The 1,289-nt window shown below is 63.2% G+C and carries 1 protein-coding gene and 2 pseudogenes; 1 reads left to right on the plus strand and 2 read right to left on the minus strand.

Annotation, left to right across the window (positions count from 1 at the left end; translation table 11 throughout):
* Positions 1–629: pseudogene (locus WT53_RS34420) on the minus strand (hypothetical protein); the annotation flags it as partial.
* Positions 630–699: 70 nt separating this feature from the next.
* Between WT53_RS34420 and WT53_RS34425 the strand changes: the two are divergent.
* Positions 700–747: pseudogene (locus WT53_RS34425) on the plus strand (hypothetical protein); the annotation flags it as partial.
* Positions 748–752: 5 nt separating this feature from the next.
* Here the strand turns inward: WT53_RS34425 and WT53_RS34335 are convergent.
* The coding region (locus WT53_RS34335) for a hypothetical protein (protein ID WP_306453932.1) at positions 753–1,289 on the minus strand (537 nt) is incomplete at its 5' end.

Genomic DNA, 1,289 nt, shown 5'->3' on the forward strand with positions numbered 1-1,289 from the left:
ACGTCGCTCTCGACTTCGACCTCGACCGGTTTGTCGTCGGCTACGAGCTCCATCGGTTCGCTCTCCACCGGCCTGAGTTCGACCAACAGCTCCGTCACCTCGCTGTCCACGTCGACTTCGACGGGCCTGTCGTCGGCCAATAGCTCGATCACGTCGCTGTCCACGTCGACCTCGACTGGCATCAACTCGCTGTCCACCGGCCTGAGCTCGGTCTCGACGAAGACGGACAACCTCGGTAATAGCACCGCCTCGGCACTTGGCGGCGGTTCGACATACGATCCGACGACGGGCAAGGTCTCGGCCCCGTCGTACACCACGTACAACGCGAATGGCACGACGTCGACCGCCAACAGCGTGGGCTCGGCGATCAACAACATCAACAGCCAGGGCATCAAGTACTTCCACGCGAACTCGACCGGCCCCGACAGCACCGCAACGGGCGCCGACGCTATCGCCATTGGCTCGAGCGCCGTCGCCAGCACGATCAACTCCGTCGCCATCGGCCTCGGCGCTACCGCCAGCACGGACAACTCCGTCGCGCTCGGCGCCAACTCGAAGACCACCGCGGCAACCCCCACGAGCAGCGCAACCGTCGGCGGCGTGACGTTTAGCGGATTCGCTGGCGCCAATCCGGTCGGCGTCGCCAGCGTGGGTGATGCCGGCAAGGAACGACAAGTCACTAACGTTGCCGCAGGCCAAGTGACTTCGACCAGTACCGACGCGATCAACGGCAGCCAGCTGTATTCGGTCGCTCAACAAGTCGGTACTGCGACCAGCGCCATTTCGTCGCTGTCCACGTCGACTTCGACGGGTCTGTCCACCGCTAACAGCTCGATCACCTCGCTGTCGACTTCGACTTCGACGGGTCTGTCCACGGCCAACAGCTCGATCACGTCGTTGTCGACCTCCACGTCGACGGGCCTGTCGTCGGCTAACAGCTCCATCACGTCGCTGTCGACTTCGACCTCGACGGGTCTTTCGACGGCCAACAGCTCGATCACGTCGCTCTCGACCTCGACTTCGACAGGTCTGTCCACGGCCAACAGCTCGATCACGTCGTTGTCCACGTCGACCTCGACCGGCCTGTCCACGGCTAACAGTTCGATCACGTCGCTTTCGACTTCGACCTCGACTGGCCTGTCCACGGCTAACAGCTCGATCACGTCGCTGTCGACCTCGACTTCGACCGGTCTGTCGACGGCCAACAGCTCCATCACGTCGCTCTCGACCTCGACGTCGACCGGTCTGTCGTCGGCCAACAGCTCCATCACGTCGCTCTCGACCTCGAA

This window comes from Burkholderia sp. MSMB2157WGS (assembly GCF_001532755.1).
Lineage (GTDB): Bacteria > Pseudomonadota > Gammaproteobacteria > Burkholderiales > Burkholderiaceae > Burkholderia.